This window comes from Streptomyces platensis, assembly GCF_008704855.1.
GTDB lineage: Bacteria > Actinomycetota > Actinomycetes > Streptomycetales > Streptomycetaceae > Streptomyces > Streptomyces platensis.
This window is the reverse complement of the sequence record NZ_CP023691.1, coordinates 2,538,111-2,560,433: the sequence shown is the minus strand read 5'-3', so window position 1 is coordinate 2,560,433 and position 22,323 is coordinate 2,538,111. Positions and strand designations below refer to the sequence as shown.

19 protein-coding genes and 2 pseudogenes are annotated in these 22,323 nt (G+C 72.0%); 7 read left to right on the top strand and 14 right to left on the bottom strand.

Annotated features, from left to right (window positions below):
• The first annotated feature begins 88 nt into the window (after positions 1-88).
• Complete coding sequence (locus CP981_RS11090) at positions 89-445, top strand: hypothetical protein (protein WP_085925322.1); 357 nt, start codon at positions 89-91, stop codon at positions 443-445.
• Positions 446-507: 62 nt separating this feature from the next.
• Here CP981_RS11090 and CP981_RS11085 read toward each other — a convergent pair whose 3' ends face one another.
• Positions 508-756 (bottom strand): DUF397 domain-containing protein, encoded by a 249-nt coding sequence (locus CP981_RS11085; RefSeq protein ID WP_085925323.1) that lies wholly within the window; start codon positions 754-756, stop codon positions 508-510.
• Entirely contained in the window at positions 753-1,583 is an 831-nt protein-coding gene (locus tag CP981_RS11080) for a helix-turn-helix domain-containing protein (protein WP_085925394.1), read from the bottom strand. Before CP981_RS11080 ends, CP981_RS11085 begins: the two co-directional genes overlap by 4 nt.
• A 168-nt stretch (positions 1,584-1,751) precedes the next feature.
• Here CP981_RS11080 and CP981_RS11075 point away from each other — a divergent pair, with 168 nt between their 5' ends.
• From CP981_RS11075 to pulA, 3 genes are all read left to right on the top strand, one after another.
• Complete coding sequence (locus tag CP981_RS11075) at positions 1,752-2,234, top strand: ATP-binding protein (protein WP_085925324.1); 483 nt, start codon at positions 1,752-1,754, stop codon at positions 2,232-2,234.
• Positions 2,235-2,411: 177 nt separating this feature from the next.
• Positions 2,412-2,846, top strand: coding sequence for an ester cyclase (locus CP981_RS11070; RefSeq protein ID WP_085925325.1), 435 nt, complete (start codon positions 2,412-2,414; stop codon positions 2,844-2,846).
• Positions 2,847-3,050: 204 nt separating this feature from the next.
• Positions 3,051-5,693: a pullulanase-type alpha-1,6-glucosidase gene (pulA, locus tag CP981_RS11065; protein WP_085925326.1), complete on the top strand. Its 2,643-nt coding sequence runs from the start codon at positions 3,051-3,053 to the stop codon at positions 5,691-5,693.
• On the opposite strand, the gene CP981_RS11060 is transcribed toward pulA, so the two are convergent.
• The gene (locus CP981_RS11060; protein ID WP_143658885.1) at positions 5,647-7,824 is read right to left on the bottom strand and encodes an NACHT domain-containing protein; all 2,178 of its coding nucleotides are present in this window, start codon (positions 7,822-7,824) and stop codon (positions 5,647-5,649) included. The genes pulA and CP981_RS11060 overlap by 47 nt on opposite strands.
• Positions 7,825-7,889: 65 nt before the next feature.
• Positions 7,890-8,789, bottom strand: a complete 900-nt coding sequence (locus CP981_RS11055) for a DUF6801 domain-containing protein (RefSeq protein ID WP_143658887.1) — start codon at positions 8,787-8,789, stop codon at positions 7,890-7,892.
• A gap of 480 nt (positions 8,790-9,269) precedes the next feature.
• Between CP981_RS11055 and CP981_RS11050 the strand changes: the two genes are divergently transcribed.
• Together CP981_RS11050 and CP981_RS11045 are read left to right on the top strand one after the other, a co-directional pair.
• Positions 9,270-10,148, top strand: coding sequence for an AraC-like ligand-binding domain-containing protein (locus CP981_RS11050; RefSeq protein WP_341873673.1), 879 nt, complete (start codon positions 9,270-9,272; stop codon positions 10,146-10,148).
• Between the two features lie 146 nt (positions 10,149-10,294).
• Positions 10,295-11,203 carry a PE-PPE domain-containing protein gene (locus tag CP981_RS11045; protein ID WP_085925330.1) on the top strand — a complete coding sequence of 303 codons (909 nt, stop codon included), beginning with the start codon at positions 10,295-10,297 and terminating at the stop codon, positions 11,201-11,203.
• 8 nt (positions 11,204-11,211) lie between these two features.
• On the opposite strand, the gene CP981_RS11040 is transcribed toward CP981_RS11045, so the two are convergent.
• From CP981_RS11040 to CP981_RS11010, 7 genes and pseudogenes are all read right to left on the bottom strand, one after another.
• On the bottom strand, positions 11,212-11,874 hold the full coding sequence (locus CP981_RS11040; protein ID WP_208852924.1) for a TetR/AcrR family transcriptional regulator: 663 nt from the start codon (positions 11,872-11,874) through the stop codon (positions 11,212-11,214).
• A 54-nt stretch (positions 11,875-11,928) separates the two neighbouring features.
• Positions 11,929-12,060, bottom strand: a pseudogene (locus tag CP981_RS11035) (transposase); the annotation flags it as partial.
• Between the two features lie 21 nt (positions 12,061-12,081).
• Positions 12,082-12,222, bottom strand: a complete 141-nt coding sequence (locus CP981_RS38535; protein WP_244329614.1) for a hypothetical protein — start codon at positions 12,220-12,222, stop codon at positions 12,082-12,084.
• A gap of 616 nt (positions 12,223-12,838) precedes the next feature.
• Entirely contained in the window at positions 12,839-13,525 is a 687-nt protein-coding gene (locus CP981_RS11025; RefSeq protein ID WP_085925332.1) for a TetR/AcrR family transcriptional regulator, read from the bottom strand.
• Positions 13,526-13,572: 47 nt separating this feature from the next.
• Positions 13,573-14,657: pseudogene (locus CP981_RS11020) on the bottom strand (PDR/VanB family oxidoreductase).
• A gap of 1 nt (position 14,658) precedes the next feature.
• A complete protein-coding gene (locus tag CP981_RS11015) occupies positions 14,659-15,573 on the bottom strand; it encodes a metal-dependent hydrolase (RefSeq protein WP_085925333.1) in 915 nt (304 codons plus the stop codon).
• A gap of 53 nt (positions 15,574-15,626) precedes the next feature.
• Positions 15,627-16,262 (bottom strand): TetR/AcrR family transcriptional regulator, encoded by a 636-nt coding sequence (locus CP981_RS11010; protein ID WP_085925334.1) that lies wholly within the window; start codon positions 16,260-16,262, stop codon positions 15,627-15,629.
• 108 nt (positions 16,263-16,370) lie between these two features.
• Between CP981_RS11010 and CP981_RS11005 the strand changes: the two genes are divergently transcribed.
• Positions 16,371-16,793, top strand: a complete 423-nt coding sequence (locus CP981_RS11005; RefSeq protein ID WP_085925335.1) for a DUF4345 domain-containing protein — start codon at positions 16,371-16,373, stop codon at positions 16,791-16,793.
• A gap of 33 nt (positions 16,794-16,826) precedes the next feature.
• On the opposite strand, the gene CP981_RS11000 is transcribed toward CP981_RS11005, so the two are convergent.
• From CP981_RS11000 to CP981_RS10990, 3 genes are all read right to left on the bottom strand, one after another.
• A complete protein-coding gene (locus CP981_RS11000; protein ID WP_085925336.1) occupies positions 16,827-18,806 on the bottom strand; it encodes a hypothetical protein in 1,980 nt (659 codons plus the stop codon).
• Between the two features lie 98 nt (positions 18,807-18,904).
• A complete protein-coding gene (locus tag CP981_RS10995) occupies positions 18,905-19,135 on the bottom strand; it encodes a DUF397 domain-containing protein (RefSeq protein ID WP_085925337.1) in 231 nt (76 codons plus the stop codon).
• A 50-nt stretch (positions 19,136-19,185) separates the two neighbouring features.
• The gene (locus CP981_RS10990) at positions 19,186-22,320 is read right to left on the bottom strand and encodes an alpha-N-acetylglucosaminidase (protein WP_483028331.1); all 3,135 of its coding nucleotides are present in this window, start codon (positions 22,318-22,320) and stop codon (positions 19,186-19,188) included.
• Positions 22,321-22,323: the final 3 nt, after the last annotated feature.

Sequence of the window (22,323 nt, the reverse complement as noted above, 5' to 3'; positions counted from 1 at the left end):
GGCGCACCCCGACCAATAGATGAAACATAACCCCGGTCCCTAGCGTCCCTCTCCGGATGAGTTGTCATTCCGGAAGGAAGAGAACGACGTGAAGATGCGCAGGAACGCGGGACGCACGCTGGCCATGGGTGCCATGGCCGCTTCCCTTCTGATCCTGGGAACGGGTGCCGCGAACGCCGCGACCGGCACGCTGGAGTTCTCCGGGAACGGTGAGCGGACGCTGACGAACCCGACGGACGGGGCTTGCTACAAGCTCGCCAAGAAGACGGGGCCGTGGGAGTCGCTGGGCTACAAGACGATCACCAATCACACCAACAAGAAGGTGACCTGGTACACCGCGGACGACTGCAAGGGAGACGGTTCGGCCGTCGAGCCCGGCAAGACCTCGGCGGCCAGCGGGACCTGGTGGCCGCTGGTCTCCATCAGGTACGTCAAGATCGGCTGACCGCACGAACCCGGGACCGCGGGCGGCGTGCCGCCGTGGCCCCGGGGTCAAGCCGTGCGCCGTCAGACCAGTTCGACGGCGTACCCGACGAACGCCGTCCAGGCACCGGCCGGTACGGCGAGCTGCGGGCCGTCCTTGTCCTTGGAGTCGCGGATGTGGACGGTGGCGGGGCAGGCGGCGATCTCCACACAGTCGTCGCCGGAGTCGCCGCTGTAGCTGGACTTGCGCCAGGCGAGGGCGACTTCCACGCAGCTGTCGCCGGAGCTGCCGCTGTAGCTGCTTTTGAACCAGGCCAGTTCGGTGGTCTTCATAGCGCTCCTCGCATCTGCGTCAGCAGGCTCCGGGAGTCCTCCGGTGTGAGGGCCTGCGAACGCAGTTTCGCATAGCGCATGTGCAGTGTGCTGATGGTCTTCGCATCAGAAATGAGAAGGCCGGATTCCTGTCCCTCGGAGTAGGCGTACCACCGGTTGCTCGGGGTCTCCAGCAGCCGCAGCGGCCCGTTCATCCCGGCGTGAACTCCCCTCGCCAGCGGCATCACTTGCAGCTCGACGTTCCGGAGCCTGGTGCTCTCCAGTACATGATCGAGGAGTTCCCGGCAGACCTCCGCACCGCCGGTCCGCCGCAGAAAGACATGCTCGTCGACGATGAAGCTGAACGCCGTGTTCGGCCGGTCCCGCAGCAGCTTCTGCCGGTCCAGTCGGGCGGTCACCTGCGTCTCGGTCTCCATGTCGGTCAGCAGCGGAATGCGGTGCTCGAACAGCTCCCGTGCGTACGCCTCGGTCTGCAACAGCCCTGGCACCAAACGGCATTCGTACGTGTACAGGCTGATCGCCTGCTCCTCCAGCTTGGCCCACTGCCGGAACCACGCGGCTAATCCCGGCTGCCGCGCCAGCTGCGTCGCCATCGCCCGCAGCACTCCGAAGGCGTCCAGTACCCGCTCGGCCCGTTCGATGAACTCCGGCGGCGGGAGCCGGCGCCCCTGCTCGATCGAGGCGACGGTCCCGGCGGAGAATCCCACCCGCCGCGCCAGACCTTCCTGCGTCAGCGCCGCCCGCCCCCGGAACGCCTTGACCACGGCCCCGAACGCCCTGAGGCTGTCGGTGGTTTCGGGCTCGCTGCCGCCCGCATTGCCGGCCATACCGGCCACCTCCCCTGCGTCTGTCGTGCCCCACGCACAACTCCTCCATGGTTACGGTCCGTTACCGTCAGTGTCTACCCTTTGCACTCGTACGCTGACGCTGCGTACGAGCTCCGTAGGGGCGGAAATCCTGGCCATGGCTGCCATACGGGCGCCACCGTGGAGCGCATGCCAGCCCAAGCAACCTCCCGGACTCCCCAAGCCCCGGTTACCGTACGTGTGTTCACCCAGCGCTTCAGTGCCACCTGCCTCGGCGCCCGTCTCGCCCGGCATCTCGCCGTCCACCGGCTCGATCTGTGGGGCTTTCCCTACGGCGGCGCGCTGTCCGATGCCGCCGCCGCGGTCGTCGCCGAACTCACCGCGAACGCCGTGACCCACGGCCGCGTCCCGGGCCGGGACTTCGAACTGCGCCTCGCGACCCTGTCCTACGCGCATGGGGATAGCGATGCGGCCCGCCCCGCCACCCTCCGCATCGAGGTCGCCGACACCCGTACGGAGAAGCGCCCGCCGTCCCCCGGAGCTCTCGTGCTGCCGCCGCCCGACTGTGAGACGGGACGGGGGCTGCCGCTGGTGGCCGCGCTCGCCGCCCGCTGGGAGGTCGTCGACCGGGTTCCGGTGGGCAAGGTGGTCCGCGCGGAACTGGACCTCTAGTGCCGCATCGGCAACGTTTGCCCCGCCCTCGGTGACCGAGTGATCCGGGCGGCTGCTTTCGAGTGAACGTCCGCGGCGGTCTGGCGCGCCGAGGGGGTGGCCGGGGGAGCCGACGGGCGACGATTCGGGCCGTATCTGCCGCTCCGGCATACGAAGCGAACGCGCAGAGGGGTTCCCGTGTCCACCGAGGAGAACAAGAGGCTGGTTCGCCGCTTCTACCAGGAGATCGACGCGGGCAACCTCGATGCCATGGATGATCTCGTGGCCGAGGACTACCAGGATCACTCGCCGCCACCGTTTCCTGGGTTCGCGCCTGGTCGGGAGGGGGTCAAACAGGTGTTGCGGCTGTTCTGGGAGGCCACACCCGGCACGCACGAGATCGAAGACCAGATCGCGGAGGGCGACAAGGTCGTGACCCGGCTGATGGCCCGGGGCGTACACGAGAGGGATCTCCCGGGCATCCCTGCCACCGGTAGGCCGATCGCGATGACCGCGACAGTGATGCATCGCATCGAGAACGGCAAGCTCGCCGAAAAGTGGTCGGACAAGGATCTCCTCGGCTTCCTTCAGCAGCTTGGTGTCATGCCGACGCCCGGCGGGGACCCGGGATAGTCCAGGGCGGCACTGCGAGCTGAGCGGGCCTGTCAGGTAGGAAGTCCGATGGCCCTGGCACCGGTCCGACCATCCGGGCGCGTAGGCCCCGTTCCGTGGTGGGCCTCCGGGTGGCCGGACCGGCTACTGCGGGAACGTAACACCCTTGCAATGTCTTGCGTAAGGTCTTGCAACGGGGAATCGGCACGGATAGAACCATGACCCATGTCTTCCACCACCCGCCGGTCCCGCCGGCGTCTGGCCGCCGCGCTCGCCCTGGTCCTTGGTACGGCGAGCCTGCTGGTCTCGTCCCCGCGTCAGTCGGCACAGGCGGCCCCGGCCCCTCCGGGGCAGGCCCTGGCCCAGTGGATCGACCGTGACACCGTCGTCTGGAAGGGCGCGGAACACAGCGCCGCCCAGCTGGAGTTCGGTGCCCAGGGCGATCGCATACGGCTGACGCCGGGCAGTCTCTCGCCGTCCGAACGGGCCGCCTATCCGCATCTGACGGGGTACCCGGCCTTCACCGTCGACCCCCGCGACCGCCACCTGGCCGGTACCGCGCTGCGCGGGAAGCTCCTGGCCGTCCAGCGTGCGGGGGACGGACGGCGCACCACTACCGGTGTCCAGATGCCCGGCGTTCTGGACGACCTCTACGGTCGGCGCGCCCAGCAGGCCGTGCTGGGGCCGGTGTTCCGCCACGGCCGGCCCACGCTCTCCGTCTGGGCGCCCACCGCCCGCACCGTCGCCCTGGAACTCGACGGCCGTACGGTCCCGATGCGACGCGATGACCGCAGCGGCGTCTGGCGCGTCCAGGGGCAGCGGGACTGGGCCGGGAAGCCGTACCGCTACCTGGTCACGGTCTTCGCGCCCACCGTCGGCAAGACCGTCACCAACAAGGTCACCGATCCCTACTCCACCGCTCTGACCGCCGATTCGGCGCGCAGCCTCGTCACCGACCTCGACGATCCGCGGCTCGCCCCGGACGGCTGGTCGCGGCCGGCGAAGCCCGCCGCGGTGCCGCTGCGCCGGGCCCGCATCCAGGAGCTACAGATCCGGGACTTCTCCGCCGAGGACCGGACCTCCCGCCACCCGGGGCAGTACCTCGCCTTCACCGACCGGCGCTCGGACGGGATGCGGCACCTGCGCTCCCTCGCCCGGTCCGGCACCTCCTACGTCCATCTGCTGCCCGCCTTCGACTTCGCCACCGCACCCGAGCGGCGCGCCGACCAGGCCCGTCCCGGCTGCGACCTCGCCTCGTACGCCCCCGACTCCGACCGCCAGCAGGACTGCGTGACCAAGACCGCCGGCCGCGACGCCTACAACTGGGGCTACGACCCGCTGCACTACACCGTCCCCGAGGGGTCCTACGCGTCCGACCCGGGCGGGACGGCCCGGACCGTGGAGTTCCGGCGGATGGTCCAGGGGCTGAACAGCGCCGGGCTGCGTACCGTCATGGACGTCGTCTACAACCACACCGCCGCGAGCGGCCAGGATTCGCGCTCCGTACTGGACCGTATCGTTCCCGGCTACTACCAGCGGCTGCTCGACGACGGCGGGGTGGCCACCTCCACCTGCTGCTCCGGGACCGCGCCCGAGCACACCATGATGGGCAAGCTCGTCGTCGACTCGGTCGTCACCTGGGCCAGGGAGTACAAGGTCGACGGCTTCCGCTTCGACCTCATGGGCCACCACCCCAAGGCCAACATCCTCGCCGTGAGGAAGGCGCTCGACGCGCTGACCCCGCAGAAGGACGGCGTCGACGGCAAGAAGATCGTCCTCTACGGCGAGGGCTGGAACTTCGGCGAGGCCGCGAACGACGCCCGCTTCGTCCAGGCCACCCAGCGGAACATGGCCGGCACCGGCATCGCCACCTTCAACGACCGGGCCCGGGACGCGGTGCGCGGCGGCGGCCCCTTCGACGCCGACCCCCGCATCCAGGGCTTCGCCTCGGGCCTGTACAGCGACCCCAACTCCGCGCCCGGCAACGGCACTCCGGCCGAGCAGCGCGCCCGGCTCCTCCACTACCAGGACCTCCTCAAGGTCGGCCTCACCGGCAACCTCGCCGACTACACCTTCACCGACACCACCGGCCACCGCGTCAAGGGCTCCCAGGTCGACTACAACGGCGCCCCCGCCGGCTACGCCGCCGCCCCCGGTGACGCGCTCGCCTACGCCGACGCCCACGACAACGAAACCCTCTACGACGCCCTCGCCTACAAACTCCCGCCGCACACCGGCCCCGCCGACCGCGCCCGGATGCAGGTCCTGGCCCTCGCCACCGCGGCCCTCTCCCAAGGACCCGCACTCTCCCAGGCCGGCTCCGACCTGCTGCGCTCCAAGTCCCTGGACCGCAACTCCTTCGACAGCGGCGACTGGTTCAACGCCCTGCACTGGAACTGCGCCGACGGCAACGGCTTCGGCCGCGGTCTGCCCCCGGCCGCCGACAACAAGGACAAGTGGCCCTACGCCCGGCCCCTGCTGGCCGACCCCGCACTCCGGCCCGGCTGCGCCACGATCCGCGGCGCCTCCGCCGCCTACCGCGACCTGCTCCGCATCCACGCCACCGAACCGGCCTTCGGCCTGTCCACCACCGCCCGCGTCCAGTCCGCACTGTCCTTCCCGCTCTCCGGCAAGAACGAGACCCCCGGCGTCCTCACCATGCGCCTCGGCAACCTCGTCGTCGTCCTCAACGCCACCCCGGACCGGCAGCACCAGACCGTCCGCGCCCTCACGGGCGAGCGCTACGCCCTGCACCCCGTCCAGGCCCACGGCGCCGACCGCACCACCGCCACCGCGTCCTACGCACCCGGTTCGGGCACCTTCACGGTTCCGGGACGCACGGTGGCGGTCTTCCGCCGGGGTCAGTAGAAGCCGGCTGGTGCGGCGGGGCGTGGTGGATGGGGCCGCTGGTGAGGAAGTCCTGGAGCTCGCGGTGGCGGAACTGGTAGGCGTTCCCGGCGGTGCGCGTCAGACCCGCGTCGCAGCACCAGTCGAGGAAACGGCCGAGGCGCCAGGGCAGTGGTTGGCCGGACCACCAGCGGCGGGTGCAGAGCAGGAAAGCCGTGTAGCGGACACCTGCGGTGCCGAGGGCCGGCCCGGCGCCGGTCCTGAACAGGGGGCCGAACGCACGCCAGGGCCTGAACAGCGCGTCGAGTGCGCCCCGGTAACCGCATCTGAACAGGCGGTTGTAGAGGAGTGCGAGCGCACGTCCGCCGCCGAGGCCGAACAGCAGCATGTAGATGAGTACGGCCCCGAGCGCAAATACGGGGCCCAGGGCGAACCAATAGAAAGGGACGAACCCGAGCCCGACCACGAGGCCGGTCGCGAACCCGGTCACGAGGTCGTCCCGCACCATGCCGCGCGGCGAAGCGCTTCCGTGCGGCCTGCGCTCTTCGGGTGCGTCCGAGAGCACGCCCGCCAGTCCGGCTCCCACCATCGCTCCACCGGCGAGCCCTACCAGCAATCCGTAGCCGAGCCCGATCACCGGCCCGACGACATTCCCCATGTCGACCACGACGACGAGCCCGCCCCAGAAGAGCCCACCCACCAGCCCGTTCACGAGCTGTTGCCTTCCCGCAGGGGTTTTGACAGCGACTCGTTCCAGCCGGGACGGCATGGGCCACGGCGGGATTCCGGTGAGCAGACTGCCCACCACCATGAGTGTCACGTTCCCTGCGTACACCTTCCAGTCATCGAGCAGGGCGGCAGGCAGGTCAGCGGTGGCCCACAGCACGAGGGTCAGCAGGACGTGGACGGTGCGGGCGCGGTGGTGGCCGGTGAGCGGCCACAGTTCATGGAGTACGAGGTCGGTGCCCGAGAGTCGCCGTCCGGCCACATCGCGGGCGCTGGTGGTGTTGGCGTGCAGGTAGCCGGCGAGGACCGTCAGCCAGGTGCGTACCTGGAGCCGGGTGTAGGGCGCTGTCGTGGCGCCGGTGGAGGAAGCGGCAAGGATGAACAGATTCAGCAGGTGGTCCCGGATCTGCTCAGGGGTCCGGAGGGTGGGCTCGAGGAGATCCACGGGGTCACGGGCCCAGCTGCCGTCGCGGTGACGAGCGTCGTAAACGGCGAGGGCCAGGGTCAGCCGCCAGGGTGTGGACAGGCCCTGGGCCAGTGGACCGGCCGGGGCGGCGTGGAGTGCGTTCAGGACGGGTTCCCAGCGGGCCGGCTTGCGGGCGCGAGCGGTGACGAACGCCTCGGTCGCGGCCAGGCTGACGGGGGCGATGTCGATACGGGAGGCGTCCTCTGCCCACATATCGGCACCTTCGAGAGCGGCGTAGGGGGTGCTGCGGCAGGTGAGGACGAGCTGGCCCTTGGTGGTGCCGTGGACGTAGCGGTTCATGGCCTCCAAAGCGGCTGCGGCGCGGGAGGCGCGCCCGGGAGTCTCACCGGCGTCCATTTCGTCGAGCCCGTCGAGCACGGGGAGGATCAGACGGGCGGCGACCAGGGCGGCCGCTGCGGTGGGGCGTAGCCGGTAGGCACGGGTGAGATGGTCGGCGAGCCAGTCGTCGAGCGTGTTCCGGTCGGGGTCGAAGGTGGACAACGACAGGCGTACGGGAACGGGGCCGCCCAGCGCGCGGTCGGCGAGAAGAAGCAGTATGAGGTGGAGGGCGAGCACGGTTTTGCCGGCTCCGGGTACGCCGGTGATGACGAGACGGCCGGGCCGGAGGGCCTGGTAGTAGGCGGCGACTTCTTGCAACGTGCCGTGGGGGGCTGCGCCGGTGCCGTGGTGGGCGGGGGAGGGCAGGAAGGTGAACGCGACGTTGATGGTGCGGTCGCTGCCGCCGAGGAGTCTCTGGCGGGCTTCCTCCTCGCGCTTCCTGACGTCGACGGCGAGGCGGTCGGCGAGTCCGGCGGTGTCGGTGTCCTGCCAGGCCTGGGAGAGCGTCGCCTGGTGCAGGCCCGCTACCGCCAGCATCAGGCTGACCAGCCCGACCGCCAACCCGCCCGGGTCCACCTCCCCGGTTCCCGCCCGGGCGGCCATGGTGACCGCCACCCCCACGGTCACCACCGTCAGCGCCAGCCATCCCCACCGCGTGTGACGTGCCGTGGCAGGGTTCGCCCTGGTCACCTGCTGCGTGAGCGGAAGCGGAAGGCGGCGGCCACAGCCATGGTGCCCAGGATGACAGTTCCCGCAGCCAGCGCGATCAGACGCGTGGTGCCCTGGCTGCCGGTCGTCGCCAGGTTGCCGGAGGGGCCGGCCGGGCCTTCCGTGGTCGCGCCCGCCCTCCCACCTCCGTTCGGGTTCTGCGACCCGGTGGTGCCGGAGGTGGCCGTATCAGCCGCCCCGGACGGGTCCGGGACAGCCGTCGTTCCCTTCCCAGCGATGCCGAGCGATGCCACGACGTGGTGTTGCCCGGGATCCAGCTTGCACGGCACATCGAGCTTGACCGTCATGACGCCGCTCGCGGTGACGTGCACGCTGAGGTCACCGATGGTGATTGTCGCCCTGCCCGGTCGGCTGAAGGTGCGGCTCGGCGCGGCGCCGGTCGCCCTGACCAAGAACGGTCCGGACTCCGGGACGTGGGTCCTGGCCACGTGGAACGGCACTCTGAGGTTGGTGGCGCCCTCGGGTGCTGTCACCCGGACCTTCGCTTCCACGGTGCCCTGGATGGTCTTGATGCCGGCCCTGCGCAGCCCTTTTGTTTCAGCCGCCTTCACCGGCACCGCCGCTCGGATGACGAATTTCGGGGTGGGCCTGGCGACCGCAGCCGACGTCGGGACATCCGAGTCGATCTTCACCGTGCCCGGCCGGTCGTGGGCCGCCAGAACCGAGCAGGTGTACCGCAGTTCGAGCGATAACGGGTCCGCGGCTGCGGGTCCGGCTCCGAACACTCCCACGCTTGCGCCCGCAATCCCTACCGCCATCGTCAGTCCCCAGGCTCTACGGGCCACGGGACCGCTCGGGACGGCACGGGATGTCCTGTGCTGCTCACGCAGGTTCTGGATCAGCTTGTCGCTTGCCATCTTGATCCTCGGTCAAGTACTTGGGTCTCTGGACAAGGCCCACGGGTTCGTCCACCAGGTGGGGCGGTTACGGGACCCCTCCCACCTCAGCCGGCGGGGACCCGCCTTGCCCTGGCGCACAGCGGATCCGGTAGCGATGGTAGGACTGGATCGCCCGCCGGAATTGCCCGCGCGCGTAAGGAAATTGTCACAGTGCGCAACAACGAGGTCAGCGCACAGCTGCACGCATCGCTCCGCCCATGGCGCGCGCTGCCCGGACCGCACCGCCCTTCACTAGAATTCGCGGCACCACCCGGGGGGGGGCTCAGGCCGTGAGCGCGAGAACCGACTCCGGCGGTGCACGCTGTGAGAAGGCCGCGGTGAAGGGTGTCTTCGATGGCCTTGGGAACCTACGTTGTGGATTCGTGGACAACCCGGGACGTGGCGTCGCGTGAGCGCACCGATCTCTGGGCCGAGCGCGTGACGTCGTATCAAAGCCGGATGAGCTATAGGTACCCGCACACCGACGACTTTCATGCGGGCACGATCCGGCAGTGCACCGACACCTATCAGCTCGTCCAGTGGTGGTCGGACACGATCAAGTACACCCGGACCGCGGGCCAGGTGCGGCACGAGCCGGACGAGGACTACCGCTTGCTGTTACCGGTCGCCGGAGAGCTGGTGCTGCGGCAGGACGACCAGGAGCTACGGCTGGGGCCGGAGGCCGGGTGTCTGCTCACGTTCGCCGCACCGTTCGAGATCCTCCAAGACGACTCCATGCGGGCGTTCATCATGTCGATCCCCGCTCAGGAGGTGAACGGGCGGTTGAACCGGTCGTCGCCGCTCGCTACGGGCCTCGACCTGACCTCCGGCCTGGGGCGGGTGGTGGGCGGCATGCTGACCGGCCTGCATGAGGAGCGTGACACCCTCACCAGCGACCAGTTCGACGCGGTGTCGGACCGGCTGGTCGAGTTGCTGTGCATGCTCGTCGCAGGCGACGACCGCACCACCGCACCGGGCCATCTGGCCGAGGTGGAGACGGTGGTCCGCCGGTACATCCGCGAGCACGCGGCCGACCCCGGCATGACCGGCGCCTCCATGGCACAGGCGCTGGGCTGGTCGCTGCGCCAGGTGCAGCTGGCCCTTCAGCATGCCGGGACGACCCCCCGCGAGCTGATCCGGGAGGAGCGGCTGCGGTTGGTACGGGACCGGCTGCGGGCACCCGCGTACCGGCATATGACGATCACCGAGCTCGCGTACGCGTCGGGCTTCTCCTCCTCCAGCGCGCTCAGCACCGCATTCCGGCAGCGCTTCGGGGTGTGCCCCCGCGAGATGCGGCACGCGGACCCCCGGTCCGTTAGTGAGACGCGCCGGAGCTGATTGACGGCCCCAGCCCTCCGGTCGAACCGGTCGCGGCCAGACTTTCACGAACGCCTCTGTTCGTGGAACCCCTCTCGAGGCTACCTTTGGCGTCGCACTGGGGCGGAACTCCCGTTCCCCCCAAGCCGATTCGAGACGAGGTGCACATGCGAAGGACCCGGTCGTTACTCGCGATACTTGTCGCGCTGCCCGTCCTGGGGCTGAGCTCACCGCAAGCCGTCGCGGCCGCCCCGCAGGCGCGGACCCGGGCCGACTGCCCGAACACGATGATCTTCGAGGTCGGGGGTCACCTCGATGGCGATGCCACGGTCTACGACCGCAGCAACGCCGCGCTCCCCGAAGGGGTTTCGTTCACCAAAATCCACTACTCGGCGTCCATCGCTCCCTACCCCGGCGACCCCAAGACGCTGGACGACTCCGTGGCCGAGGGCATCGCCACGCTCGACGCGGCGGTGAAGACCTTCCACGGCGCATGCTCCGCCAGTCACGTGACCATCGCCGGCTACTCGCAGGGCGCGATCGTCGCCGGCGATGAGCTGGCCGCCCTCGCCAGCAGCGACGCCGTCCCGCACGACCAGATCAACGGCGTGCTCTACGGCGATCCCCGGCGGCCCGGTGTGGACGGCGGCCCGGGCGGCATCGAAACGAACCTGCCGACGATCCTGCCGGGCATGACCATGAAGGGGCCGCGCGGCTTCGGCGACCTGACGGTCAAGGAGATCTGCAACACCAACGACGGCATCTGCCACTCCGAGAACCTGATCACGAACCTGGCGTGCTTCGCCAACGGCGTGGTCGGCTACTTCACCGGCGACCACGGTTACGACATCGATCCGCACGCCGTCTCGGGCGGCGGCGACCAGCTCCACCGTCAGGCGCCGAAGGTCCCGCTCTGCGGCCCCGGGCTACAGATCCCGGGCAAGACGCCCAACGAACTGTTCCACAGCGACCGCACCGCGGCCCGGCACCAGGTAGCCGGTTACCGCACGATGCTCCGGCCGCTGCTGCCCGCCGGCCTACAGGGTCAACTGGCGCGCTTCCCCTGGCTCCCCTAGGGGGCCGTTCAGCCAAGGAGCCGTACCGCAAGCCGGACGAGCGGATCCTCCAGTCTGCGCAGGCCCGTCAGGTCGTCCGCGACCAGGTGCGCCGTCACCAGCTGCGCGGCGGCCGCGACCAGGGCTTCGCAGCCGAAGCTCCGCTCGTCCGCACCGCCCTCGTCCCCCACGTGGAAGATCTCAGCGATGGCGTCGGCAAACCATCGTTGCCACTCCATGCGGATGGCCATCGCCTCGGGCCCGGCGGCGTACACCTCGACGAGGAACAGCCGGGCAAAGGCGGACTGTTCGGTGAGGGTCCGCAGATAGAAGTGCAGCAGTCGGCGGAAGGTTTCCTCCGGGGGCGCCGGCCGGGTTGCCTCCGGAGAGCCGGCCGCCGACTGCCGAGCGGCCTCCAGCAGGCCCGCCAGCTGCTTCGTGGCCGCGTCCAGGGCCTGGACGAAGCAGTCCTCCTTGGAACGGAACTGCTGGTAGAACGTCTCCCGCGACACCCCGGCGCGCCGGATGATCTCGGCAACCGAGGTCCCCACGTACCCCTTGTCCTTCATCGCCTCGGCGGTGGCGGTCAGCATGCGCAGCCGCTGCGACGTCACCACCTGCTCACGGCTGAGGTGGTGCCGGCCGCTGGGCAGCGGCCCGGGCCGGGCAGCATTGCCCCGGGACTCAGCCACTCTTCCCTCCACATATCGGATCGGGCTCAAGGATCTAGGAGTTGACCTCAACTGTCACGCCCACATCTGGAGCGAAGCGAGGGTGACGGCTGCTCGGTAGGACTCGGCGGTCTTGTCGTAGCGGGTGGCGATGCCGCGCCATTGCTTCAACCGGTTGAAGCAGCGTTCCACCACGTTGCGCTGCTTGTCCCGCCGCCTTGGGGCGCCTCAGGCGCCCAGCCGCTTTTCCAGCAGGGTGACGCCGTACCGGCTGCCGCCGTTGCCCTTCTTGGAGCGCTCCCCGGCGACGGCGTAACCGGCGCCCTCGTAATAGGTGCGCAGCCGACGATCCACCATCAGCCGGTGCACATAGCCCGCCTCCGGCGGCTGCGGCCCCCACGCGGGCTCGTCCTATCCAGCGGGCTGCCCTGTCGTACAGCTCGACCAGGGCCGTGAGGTCGTCGTCGCCATGGGAGCCGGTGCCGGTGCCGGCGGTGGCGAGCCTGAAGGTGATCTCGTTCATGGGGGTGATCTTGCCTCCCGCCGTTGCGCCTGGCGGCGGGCGGGTCCGCTGCGCGGGGCTATCGGGGTGCGGTGACGGACCTCCGGTGCCGGTGTGTGGGACTGCTTCGCTTTACGTCCCACACACCGGCCCCTCCGGCCCGTCCCCTCCCGTTGGGGGGTGGGGAAAGAAGGCCGGTGGGGGTGCCCGTAGGTGGTCCGGTGCACCTTGTCGGTCGCAGTGAACTGGCTACGCGTGGCCAGCCCCCACCCACCGTCACTCACTCCCCCAACGGGAGGGGACGGGCCGGAGGGGCAGGGTGTCCGGACGTAAAGCGAAGCAGTCCGGACACCCTGCCCCGGAGGCCCGTCACCGCACCCGACACCCACCCGGCCCGCCGCAGGCGCAACGGCGGGGGCACCGCGGAGCGGGCCACAAACGGCGAGCAACCCCCACGGCGGGAAAGCCGAAAACGTGGGAAGCCTAAGCGATGCGCCCCAGCCGAGCCACAAGATCCGCGAACATCCCGTCCTCCGGCTCATCGGCCAACACGCGGCGGACCACGACGGCCATCTGGCCGTCATACGCCGCACTCACCGCCGCCAGCGCAGCGAAATCGTGGACGAGCTGGCGTTCCAGCTCGGCGCGCGGTACGCGGCGGCCGTCCAGCCACAGGAGTGCGGTGGTCTCGGCGAGGGAGACCCAGGAGCGGACCACCAACTCCAGCCGTGGGGCGGGGTCGGGGATGCCGAGGTGGGCCAGGATCTGCTCGTAGGCGGCCTGGCGGACGCCGTCGATCATCGCGCCGGTGCGGGTGGAGCCGATCGCCGGGCCGCCGCGCATCAGGGCCGAGAAGCCGGGGCCGTGCTCGGCCACGAAGTCGAAGAAGCGCTCCATGACCCGCAACAGCCGGGCGCCGAGCGGGCCTGCGTGCGGCTCCACGAACCGGGCGGTGAGCTCCTCGGCGGCCCGGCGCAGCGCGGCCTCGTACAGCTGCTGTTTGCCGGGGAAGTAGTGGTAGACGAGCGGCCGGGAGATACCGGCCGCCTCGGCGACCTCGTCGATCGACACATCCTCCGGGGAACGGTGGCTGAAGAGATCGAGCGCGACAGCGATCAGCTGCTCACGCCGCTCCTCGACGCCCATTCTTCGCCGTGTCCCGGTCGTCATGCGGCCACCCTAACGACCTGGGGCGCGGCGCGGAATCGCCGGTCTCATCACAGATCGAGCACAAGACGTCCACCGCGCGCCCGGGAGACGCAGATCAGCAGGGAGTCCGCGCGTTCGGCGTCCGTCAGCAGGTCATCGCGGTGGTCCACCTCTCCGGACAGCACCCGCTGTTGGCAGGTGCCGCAGAATCCCCGCTCGCAGGAGTACGGCAGATCGGGCAGTGCCTGGTCGCGGAGGGCCCGCAGCACACTGCTGTCCGCGGGCACCGTGACCGTACGGCCGGTGCGGCGCAGCTCGACGTCGAACGGCGCGTTCCCGGCGGCCGGGGCGGGGGTGGCCGCCGTGAACCGCTCGGTGTGCAGGGTCAGTCCCTCGGTCACCGCGGGCAGGAGTGCCGCGACGGCGTCCATCAGGGGCTCGGGGCCACAGCAGTAGACGGCCGCCCCCGGTGGCGCAGCGGCGAGTACCGCCGCCAGATCGGGGCGCCCGTCCTCGTCTTCGGCGACCACCGTCAGCCGGCCGTCGCCGGGGCCCGCCAGCTGCCGGAGTTCCGCCAGGAACGGCATCGAGGCGCGCGACCGCCCGCAGTACAGCAGCCGCCACGGCACCCCGGCCCGCTCGGCCTGCCGCACCATCGGCAGGAGCGGGGTGATGCCGATGCCGCCCGCGAGGAAGAGGTAGGCGGGGCCGTCCCGGAGGGGGAAGCGGTTGCGGGGGCCGCGGACGCCGACGAGCGTCCCCTCGTGCAGCCGCTCGTGCACCTCGCGTGAGCCGCCGCGGCCGTCCTCGATCAGCCGGGCGGCGATGGTGTACGAACCGGGCGTCGCGGGGTCACCGCACAGGGAGTACTGGCGTACGGCCCCGAGGGCAGCACCAGATCGAGGTGCGCCCCGGGCTCCCAGGCCGGCAGCCCCTCGCCCGCCAGGCGCAGCCGGACCACGCCCTCGGCCTCCTCCGTACGCTCCACCACCCGCAACTGCCGTGTCCCGGACACGGTGTGGCCCTGCCCGGAGACCGGGTGCTCCAGTGCGGGCAGCGGCCACAGGGGGGAGGCCTGGATCCGGCGGCGCAGCGCCCGCCGGGCGGCCAGTGCACCCGCGGCGACCAGCACGACGGTGCGGACCCGGGGCATCTCAGGCACCTCCGGCGGTACGGGCCTCGGCGGCGGTCGCGGCGGGGGAGGCGGCCAGATAGGCCATGGCCTGCTCGGTGCTGCCGTAGTGGGAGGGGTGGTAGGTGCGACTCAGGTACTGCGGGATGGAGCGGGCCATGGCCCCGGTCGTCGGCAGCACGCCCCGCCGCCCGGCGCGGACGAACTCCCGGAAGCTCGCCTGTCCGCCGTCCGGCGACGGGTCGTTCGCCAGGAAGAAGCGGGTGCCGCGCTGCCACAGGAAGACCAGGGCGGTGAAGGCCGTGGCCCAGGTGCGGACCCGGCGCCGGTAGCCGCCGTCCAGGTGGACGAAGAGATCGAAGGCCACCGAGCGGTGCTCGACCTCCTCCGCGCCGTGCCAGCGCAGCAGATCCAGCATCGTCGGATCGGCGCCCCGCGCGTCCAGGGCGCGGGCGTTGAGCACCCAGTCGCCCAGGAACGCGGTGTAGTGCTCGATGGCGGCGATCAGCGCGACCCGCTCCAGCAGCCACCACCGCCGGGGGCGGCCCGGCGGCAGGGTGCGGTCGCCGAGCAGCTTCTCGAAGAGCCAGTCGACCTGTGCGGTGTACGGGGCCGGGTCCAGGCCCTGCGCCTTGAGGTGCGGCAGCACCTCGTGGTGTGCCTGCGAGTGCATCGCCTCCTGGCCGATGAACCCGATCACATCCGCCCGCAGCCGGGGGTCGCGGATGTGCGGCAGCACCTGCTTGTAGACGTGCACGAACCAGCGTTCGCCGGCCGGCAGCAGCAGATGCAGCACATTGATGGTGTGGGTGCTGAACGGATCGCCCGGTATCCAGTGCAACGGGGTGTCCGCCCAGTCGAAGGCGACGTTGCGGGCCTTCAGCGGGGGGTGCTCGGACGCGGCCGGCTGGGGCCGCAACGGGGCCGTATTAGACATGGCGTCAATGTACTGGGGGTAAGGAATGCCGGTACCCCTCGGGCGGGGAAAGGTCAGGGTGCCGCCTGCGGGTCCGCGGGGAGCTCCTCCTCGCCGGTGAGCAGCCGGTCGAGATCCATCACCGGGCGCAGCGCTCCCAGGAGCGCGCCGACGCACATCTCGCGCAACTCGGTGCGGCTGAAGGCCTGATGCGTCAGCCATTCCACGCAGAGCGCGCGGACGAACACCAGCCAGCTCATCAGGGCCGCCGGCACCAGCTCGCCGGGTCCGGCGCCGAGGCCGGTGGAGTCGAGCAGCCGCCGGCGCAGCTCGGTCAGCTCGTCGGTGATGACGGTCTGGATTACCGGGTCGTTGGCGAGTACCCGGTTCGCCGCGAGCACGGTGTGGCGGTTGGCGGCGAAGTAGTCGATATGGGCGTCGAGTCCGGCGCGCAGCTGCTCATGCACGGGGCGGGCCGGATCGAGTTCCGTACGGGTCAGCAGCCGGTCGGCGGCCTGCTGGTAGACCGCGGCGAACAGGTCGCGCTTGTTCGGGAAGTAGCGGTACAGCAGGGCGCGGGAGACGCCCGCCCGTTCGGCGACCTCCTCCATGAACACCTCGTCGTACGGCTTCGCCGCGAAGAGCTGCGCTCCGGTGTCGAGCAGCTGGCTACGGCGCTCGGCGGGGTCGAGTCGGCGGCGTGTGGTCATGGCCCCGAGGTTACTTGACACCTGTCTACTACCGGCCGTACGTTCCCCTCGTTAGTGGACAGGCGTCTACCAGGGGCATCTGGGGACGCGGGAAAGGGTGGCCGGGGCATGGCCGGACTTCTCAAGTGGCTGGCGCTGGCGATGGGGGCCGCCTGTGTGGCGATCGGCGCCTTCCACTTCGCCTTCGGCGTCGACTCCGTACCGGGGGAGGGCACCGCGGGTGCCACCGTCGACAGCCGGGAGCGCTTCTACGGGGCGGTCTTCCTCGGCTACGGCCTCGCCTGGATCCGGACGGCCCGGCGCTCGCCGATCCCGGCCACGGCAGTGCGCCTGCTGGCCGGCATCTTCCTGCTCGGCGGCCTCGGCCGACTGCTGTCACTGGCCGTCCACGGACCGCCCCAGTCGTTCCAACTCGCCCTGACGGCCCTCGAACTCGCCCTGCCGCCGCTCTACTTCTGGCTGGCGGCCGCCGACGAGCGAGCGGTGGCGGCCCGGCCCTCGCCCCGGCGGGCGGAACGCGGGCTTCCCTAGGCCCTGTCGGACCCGGGCCCGTCGGGCCGGGCGCTAGCCGATCGCCCCCACCCGCCCACCGTCCGCCAGCCGCCCGGTCAGTTCTGCCCTGTCGCCCGCCTTTGCCGGGAGGGCCAGCAGGCGGCCGGTCGACTGGCCGGAGATGCCGCCGGTTGCCCTGACCGAGGTGATCTGGGGGCTGCCCGCGGCGAGCAGCCACCAGCGTTTGTCGGCGGCCTTCCAGAGGACGCCGGCCAGGGCGCGGGGGGCGCGGGGGCCGCAGGCGGTGCCGCCCTCGGCGCGTGCCGCGATGGTGCCCGGGGTGTACGGCTTTCCGTGCGGTGTGGGGGGCTGGATCTGCGCCATCGTGCGGCTGCCCGGGCCGCGCCAGGTTTCGGCGCGGGTGCACAGCCAGGCCGCGGTACCGGCGCCGCCGGGCAGCGGCTGCCGGGCGAACTCCCAGGTGTTGACGGTGCGGACGCCCTGGCCGCGGGCCACGGCCAGCTGGCAGGCCGTGCGTGCCCATGCCCTCCGGGCCTTCGGGGAGGTCACGTCGCCCGGCTTGCGCGGGCTGCCGTACGTCAGGCGGGCGGGGGCCAGTTCACCGAGGTCGGTCAGCAGCCGGCCGCCCATCCGCAGTGCCGGCCAGGTCGTGCACTGCGCGGTGGGCTGCGCCGTGGGCACCGGATCGGTCACTCCGCCCGCGCCGACCGTCACCTGCTGGTCCACCGCCTCCGGCTTGACCAGATCGACCAGCCGCGCCGACTTCACCCAAGGGGCGGTCAGGAAGCGCACATTGCCCTGGGTGCGGCTCACCACCAGCGCGGTCGCCGAAGCCGCCGCCGCACCGTCCGTACGCGCGAAGTCCAGCGCCGCGCCGGTGCCGTCGCTCTGCCCCTCGCCGTCCGCCGCCTCCGCATAGCGCACCACCCGCAGCCCGTCGTGCAAGAGCACCACCACGGCATGGTTCACCACCCCCGCGAACAGCAGCTGGGCCGGACCGGCCGCCGGACCGGCCGGGGTGCCGGGGGTCGCCGAGACCTGGACTCCGGCCCCGGGCCTGGCCCATACGGCCAGCGCCCGCCGCAGCAGCGCCCGGTCGTGGATCCGGTCGCCGCGGGCGGGCCAGGCCGTGAAGTCCTGCCGGGCCGCGTGCTTCCAGGCGGTCGCGGAGGACACCGCCAGCTTGCCCGGGTCCAGGGCCGCCTCGGCCGCGGCGTTTCGCGCGTACGGCGGGGCGGCGGCGCCGTCCGGGCCCCAGCCCTCGCCCGGCAGCCCCAGCAGCGCGCCGCAGACCAGCAGGGCCGCGCCCGCCGCCAGCACCGCCCGGCCGTGCTGCCGCCGCCGGATCAGATCCGTCGGCCTGGCCTGAAGCGCACAGGGGTCGAACTCCGCCGACTCCAGCAGCGACCGGTCCCGGCTGCCGGCCGGGGTCGTGGCCCGCTCCGCCTCCTCCAGCGCCTCCCGGGGGTGCGCCACCCCGGCCGCCTCCAGCACCCGGCGGGTCTCCGGTGCGCTCAGCCGCTCCAGATCGCGCAGCACGAACGCCGCCCGGCCCGGCCCGGACAGCGCCGACAGCGCCTGGTCCAGCGCCAGTTCGTCGGCGCCACCGGAGCGCGGGAAGAGCCGCAGGCCCCACACCTGGGGGAGCAGCGGCGGCAGCGGCAGCCACCGGCGGGTCCGGCCGCCGGCCAGGGCGGCCCGCAGGACCCGCAGCCGGACGAAGGCGTAGCCGGGGTCGATCGCCGCGTCCGCGCCGGTGCGCGGGGCGGGCAGGCCGGCCCCGCGGGTGGAGCTGCGCTGGCGCGGCAGGGTCCGCTGCACCACGCCGTGGGCGGCCAGCACCCGCCGGCTGCGGCTCTGGCCGGGCGGCAGGACGAGGTAGGCCAGCCGGACCAGCCGGGGGTAGTGCTCCACCAGCGCCGCCTCGGCCTGCTCGACGTCGATGACGTCACCGACGTCCTCAAGGCTGCCGGGGGAGGTGCGGTCCGGGCGCCGGGGTGTCGCCTGCTGCGCTTTCTGCTGCTGCTTCACGTTCCGTGAAACGAGTGAATCCTGTGATGGTCACCGGCCCTCCCCGCACCCCGGGGGGCGCCGGGAGGGCCGGTGACGGGCCGCCGGGACCGGCGGTCTCAGGGCTGGAGGTCGAACTCGCCGTCCCGTGCGCCGAGGACGAAGGCGCGCCACTCCGCCTCGGTGTAGCGCAGGACCACCTCGGGGTCCGTGGAGTTGCGCATGGCCACCGCGCCCCGCTCCAGGAAGGCGATCTCCACGGCCTCCTCGGAGGCGCCGGGGGCGCGCTGCCAGGTCGCGTCGGAGATGTCGAGGGCGTAGAGCCACTCCTTCTCAGCTGCGGCACTCATACCGTGATCCCCTCGCTCGTGGTGCGTTCCCGGGTCAGCGTACGCGGCGCTCAGGCGAGCTTCCAGCGGCGGAATACGGCCGTCCCGCCGTCCCCGGTGGCCGAGTTGGCGGCCGACTGGTGCAGCCCGGTGTCCTGCCGGGCGGCGGCGCCGGGGACGGCGACGGTGGCGATATCGCGCCAGGTCGTGCCCCCGTCGGTGGAGCAGGCGCCGGTGTAGCTGCCGGAGTTGCCGCTGTCCTTGCCCCGGGTCAGCCGGAGCAGGACGGGGGCGCTGATGCCGGTGAGCCGCCGGTAGGTGTCCAGGGTGCCGTCGCCGCCGGCGTCGTAGGACAGCACCACGCCGTTGGCGGGCGTCACGGACAGGTTGAGGAAGCCGAGGGCGTCCGGGGCGCCCGGGGCGGAGGCCGCGAGGCGGTTGCGGACGATGATGCCGGCGCGGGCCCAGGGACCGGTCGGGTCCTGCGCGGTCACCTCGACGGTGACCGAGCCGCCGGCGGCGAGGGCGTCCGGCCGGTAGAGCGCGCCGAACTCGGCGGTGGCCTTCCACAGGTCCGCGCCCGCGCCATGGATGGCGAAACGGTCGTCCAACTGGCCGAAAACCGCCGCATTGGTGGTGACCGTCCGCAGCCCCGGGTCCAGCGGCCCCGCCACGAACAGGGTGCCGTGCCGCGGGGTACGGACCCGCCCTGCGCCCTGCGGGCCGTAGTCGACGGTGAGGTCGTAGGGGAGCGGGTGCAGCGGGGCCTCCAGGGGGCCGGCCGGTGCGGTGACCCGCCACCGGGCGCGGCCGGTGCCGCCGGGCGGGACCGACGGCAGCGACACCGGACCCGAGGCGGTGGCGTCGACACCGGTCAGCGCGAAGTCCACCCGGCCGGTGGCTCGCAGCCCGTTGACGTTGCGCAGCGCCGCGGTGACCGTGGCCCGGCCGCCGGGCGGCAGTGCGGCCGGGTCGGCGGTGACCGTGACGGTGCCCTGGTAGGGGGCTTTGGCGAGGGTGTCGTGGACCCGCCGCGCGGTGCGGTACGCGTCGGTCGTCGGCCGCAGCGGATGGCTGGTGCGGGCGCGGGTCCAGGGCTCTTCCATGGCGTACCAGTCGAAGGTCTTCGGCGGGCGGTCCGCCGCCAGGGCGTCCGCGAGCTCGTCCAGGTACGCCTGCCACTGCGGGAGATGGACCTCGCCGATCAGGCCGTGCCAGTCGCGGTTGGCGTAGTTGGCGAGCGAGCCGCCGTCGGCGGTGGGCCGGTCCGCCCAGGTGGTGATCAGGGCCCGGGCGCTGTGTTCCAGCCGCGCCTCCTCCTCGGCGCCGGCCGCCCTCGCGCGGGCGTCCGCCAGCCACGGCCCCAGCAGGAACTGCCGGTGGGCGCCGGTGACCTCGTCGCTGAGCCGCATCAGCCGCAGCCACAGCCCGGACAGCGCACGGAAGGTGTCCCGGTCCTTGCGCCGGTAGGCGTCCTGGAGCTGCCCGATCAGCTGCCAGGACCGGTTGGCCAGCGCCTGCCGGGCGGCGTCCGTCAGATCGTGGCGGTAGGCGTCACTGCCGCGCAGCGCGGGGCGGACCGCGAGCAGCGCGGCGAACGCGGTGTCGAAGGCCGCCGGGTCGAAGGCGGGGGTGTGGGTGGCGTAGACGGTGCCGGAGCGGGCGGCGAGGTTCGGGCGGGCGGCGAAGACCGAGTCGTGCGGGCGGCCGTCCTTGCTGGAGATCTCGTACGTGCTGGTGCGCAGCGCGGCGAACGCGGCACGGGCGTGGGCGTCGCGGGCGCCGTAGCGGAGGTCGGCATAGCCGTCGAACCAGGCGGTGCGGTCCACCGGGCGCTCCCGCCAGGCCAGTTCGCCGAACAGCTCGAACGCGGCCGGGTCGCGCTCGGCGGCCTCCGGCATGTACGCGGTGCCGACCAGCCGGCTGCCCGGCTTGTCGCGCCAGGCGGTGAAGCGCTCGGCCCAGATGTGGGTCTTGGCGCCGAGGGTGGTGCGGCCGCCGAAGTTGGGGATGGAGCCGAAGGCGTACGGCACCCCGCCCCAGTCCCGCTCCCGGTCGGTGACGGTGTCCAGGTCGCTGAGCCCGTCCACGATCAGCATCCGGTCGTGGTCGACGGCGTCCAGCAGATCGCGCCGCGGATTGTCCTGCCAGCCCAGGATCACCCAGGTCGCCCCGGGGCGGGCGGTGCGCAGCGCCTTCTCGACCGCCCGGGCGGCCTCCGGCACCGGCACGTCACCGGGGTCGCCGCCCTCGTGCAGCAGATCCATCTTGAAGTGGTCGGCGGGGCCGAGGAGTTGCTGCTGATGGCGGTAGAAGGCGGCGGCGACGGCGGCGAAGACATCGGTGCGCGGATCGAGCCAGTCGGGGCGCTTGAGGCCGGACCAGGTGCCCTGGGGGACGGTCCTGGCCCCGGGGTTGCGGGCGGCGAAACCGTCCGGGACGGTGCCGAAGTAGCCGGGGAGGACGGGACGCATGCCCAGCTCGCGCAGCCGGGTGGTGATCCGGCGTCCCAACTCGGCGCGCTGGGCGATCAGTTCGGTGCTGGTGGGGCCGCCGTAGCCGCTCATGTTCTGGAGCAGCCACCACGGCTGGTGCGAGGGGGCCGGGAGCCAGCCGCGGGCCTCGGTGTCGGAGTAGCCGAAGCCGGTCAGCAGCCGGTGGTAGACGGCCTCGGTGCCCGGGGTGACCAGCACCTCGTTCACTCCGCGCAGCGCCAGTGCGTCGATCAGCCGCTCCCAGCGCGGCCAGTCCGCGTACGGGGCGGTGTAGCCGTCGTGGGTGTCGTTGAGGGCGAACCGGTGCGGCAGCGAGGTGGCCCGCTCGACGGGGCCGTCCGGGGCGGGTAGCCGCTCGGGCAGCGATACCTGGTCACCGGCCCACGAAAGGTGCGCCCGGCAGGTGTACTTGAGGTACCAGTTGACGCCGGTCAGCGCCGCGGCGGGAGTGGTCGCGGCGACCGTCATGCGGCCCGTACGGCCCTCGATCCGGAAGCGGTCGCCGTCCCCGTCCCGGGCGAGCGGCACCAGCGTGAACTGGTCGGCGTGGGCGGGCAGCAGCCGCCTCAGCGCGGCCCGTGCCGGTGCGGTGTCGTCCACGGGTGTGGCCTCCTGGTGCCGGGCGGGTGGCGCCCCGGCGGAGGCGGCAGCGGGGGCGGTGCCCCCGCCGAACGCCGCCCCGGCGCCGATCGCTCCGGCGGTTCCCAACAGTGC